At 34.7% G+C, this 3,235-nt stretch carries 3 protein-coding genes; 2 read left to right on the forward strand and 1 reads right to left on the reverse strand.

Annotation, left to right across the window (positions count from 1 at the left end):
• Positions 1-1,016: alpha/beta hydrolase (locus ABFR62_13815; GenBank protein ID MEN8139495.1), on the reverse strand; the 1,016-nt coding region annotated here is incomplete at its 3' end.
• Between the two features lie 352 nt (positions 1,017-1,368).
• Between ABFR62_13815 and ABFR62_13820 the strand changes: the two genes are divergently transcribed.
• Both ABFR62_13820 and ABFR62_13825 read left to right on the forward strand, forming a co-directional pair.
• A complete protein-coding gene (locus ABFR62_13820) occupies positions 1,369-2,298 on the forward strand; it encodes a D-cysteine desulfhydrase family protein (protein ID MEN8139496.1) in 930 nt (309 codons plus the stop codon).
• A 43-nt stretch (positions 2,299-2,341) separates the two neighbouring features.
• Positions 2,342-3,079: a hypothetical protein gene (locus ABFR62_13825; protein MEN8139497.1), complete on the forward strand. Its 738-nt coding sequence runs from the start codon at positions 2,342-2,344 to the stop codon at positions 3,077-3,079.
• Positions 3,080-3,235 lie beyond the last annotated feature (156 nt).

Raw genomic sequence — 3,235 nt, forward strand, 5'->3', positions numbered from 1 at the left:
TGTAATACAGGGTTTGTTAGAAGATAATCATGTCCCAGACCCGGTAAATCGGCTTTGGATAATATTTTTTCAATATGAACTACATTAATATAGCCGGGAAGATCTTTCTCATTTTTAGGTCCCCGATTTCCCATTCTGCCTTTTAGGTGTAATAAACTTGACATCATAAGTAATGCATCTTTTTTATTGACATATACATCTACGGTATCTGTCATTCTGTTTAAATTATAAAAAGCTTTCCCTTTTTCGAATGAGTTTCGCTGAGCAACGCTGCCGACAAATAATATTCGGTTGTAGGTTTTAACAAAGGGGATGTTTTGTGCTTTTCTTTCTTCCATATATCTTTTAAACAGATAGTTTCCCATAGAGGAGAACAGAATATCAATAGTCAGGTCGTTTGGATGTGTTTGGAAAAATGTAGTATCGCTTACAAATTCGTCTAACATGTGTTGAAAAATTGCAAAATCAGCAGCTCCTCTTCTTGAAGCTCTGAGTGCGTTGTAATATCTAATAGCGTGACCTTCGGTACCCCAGGCAAAAACTATAATGGCGGCTTTTGTAAACAGTGTATCGCCATAATGGCTTTTAAGTCTTCTCATATAGCTGTGAACCTGCTTCTTAAAAGATTTTCCATAGCCGCCAACGATAAAATAATAATTCTTGATTCCTCTATCGATTCTTTGCCTTTTGTAAAAATCGTAAATGATGTTGTGTTCGATGTCTCCGGTAGGATATTTATCAGATAAATTGATTGTTTTATAATTTATTTCAATTGAGTCCTTAGCGAAATCATAGGTGCAGAAGTAGAGTGAATTTGTTTGTTTGGTAGATTGGTTTTTAAAAGTAACACTTCCGTCGTCTCTGGTTATCAGAGTTCGGTTGCTGAAAAACATCGCATCATTTTCTATCCATGTTTTTGATGGGTTTATGATCTCTGTTTTTAGTTGTGCATATCCCGACAAAGATATTGTAAGGAATATTATAAGAAAACCGATAGACTTTATCTTTGGATTCATATTAAGTTGAATTTTAATGAATTAAGTTTGATATTTGACGAATTCCTTATCATTAAAATTACAAAAACTAATGCTTGTAATGGTAAAATAATATAGCAGTTTGTAGAAAAATTATCAAAATTTCATTAAAAATTGATAAAACAAGCTATATTTAATTGTTGAAATTCAGTGAGAATTTCACCTCTGTTATTTGGTTTATTAACCTCGATAAAAGAAAGTAACATACCGTTTGCCAGATGGAAAATATCAGGTACGAATTCTTAATCTCAACTTTTATATCTATTAAAAACCAGCGTTAAATATTGATATAAACATGATACACAAATTACTTAAATCATTTCCGAAACTTGGAATGACTGTAAAACCGACACCGATTCAGAAACTGGACAAAATTTCTAAAGTATGCAAATCAAATATATATTGTATGCGTGATGATTTAACAGGTTTTGCTTTTGGGGGAAATAAAAACCGCAAACTCGATTATTTAGTTGCCGATGCGATAAAAAAAGGAGCCGATACCTTAATTGCAATTGGCTCAAACCAGTCTAATTTTTGTAGGATGACCTCCGGTGCAGGGGCTGTTAATGATTTAGAAGTGAATTTGGTATTAGCCGGTAAAAAGCCTGAGCAGCCAACGGGAAATCTACTGGTGAATCATGTATTTGATGCAGTAATTCATCATGTTGAAACCGATGATGATGAAGTTCTTCTGGAAAAAGCCAAAAAGTTAGAAAAGGAACTGAGAATCAAGGGCAGGAATGTGTATAATATGCCGTCGGGAGGATCAACAAATATAGGTATACTGGGGTATGTTGAAGCGTTTAGTGAAATTATTGACTATGAAGAAAAAACCGGGATTCATTTCGACTATATAGTTCACGCATCCGGTTCGGGAGGTACCCAGGCGGGGCTGGTAGCAGGAAAGACTTTAGCAAATACAAATCATAAAATTTTAGGATTTAGTGTTGGAAGAGGAGAGGAAGAGTTGAAAGGAATTGTTGGTGATCTGGCAAATCAGGTTAGCAAATTAATGGAATGCAAAGTTTCTGAGCATGATGTTTTGGTTGATGATTCGTATATAGGCGAACGCTACGGAGCAAAAACCGGAGAAGGAGAGGAGGCAATAACACTTTTTGCAAAAAAAGAAGGAATATTGCTCGATTACGTATATACCGGAAAAGCTGCGGCAGGATTGCTGGATTATTGCAGAAAAGGAAAATTCGGAAAGGACCACAATATTCTATTTATACATACGGGTGGAAATATTGAATTGTTTGAATGACAATTAGCCCGTAATCCTTTACCATAACTCAAAATATATCGAAATGGAAGAGCAAAAAAAGGAAAAGCAAATAATAAATTCCTACTTAACTATCCGTAAGATAATCGGAATTCTGGGAATCTTATTACCTCTTATTGTTGTAGCAGCAAATCACTTTAATCTTTTATCATCTATCAGTCACTACTATTATACCAGATCGGCGGTGTTTTTCATAGCCATTCTTTCTGTTTTTGGTTTGTTCCTTGTATCATATGATGGCTATCCTAAAGTGAACGGAGAACGATTTAGCGATAATTTTATAACACATATCGGAGGTTTTGCAGCTTTGGCAGTAGTGCTTTTTCCGGCTAAATGTTCGGGTACCGTTGGAAATGAAATATGTAATATGTATCCAAATTCTAACTTTCCTTTGTTTGGGCACAACTGCGATTCTATTCATTGGATACATGTAGCAGGCGCTCTGACATTCTTTTTGGCAATGGGATATATGTCGGTAAAAAAATTTACAAAAGGCGATCCGGATAAAGAAGGGAAGAAGTTAAAAAACGATATTTTCAAATACAGCGGCTACATAATTTGGGGAGTTATTGGTGTTTTGGTAATAGAAATAGCTCTAAAGTTGTTTAAAATAGATTTTCAATTTACCGATTACGATATTTATATAGCTGAAACAATTGCAATAGTCGCCTTTGGAGTTTCGTGGCTTGTAAAAGGGGAGGCGATAAGGGATTCTACAGAGGCAGGTAAAAAAGTATGGAAATGGATTAAGTGTGAGTTTTAATATTAATGATTAGATTCATGGAGTAGACATGGGTCAAGTCATATTTTTGGGGATAAAATCATATAAAGCATTTGGTTAGACCGATTCAATCTATGGTTTACTGCATTTATTTTTCATTAATGAATAATCAATTGGATGAGGGGGTAAAGTTGACAA

The organism is Bacteroidota bacterium, from assembly GCA_039714315.1.
Lineage (GTDB): Bacteria > Bacteroidota > Bacteroidia > Flavobacteriales > JADGDT01 > JADGDT01.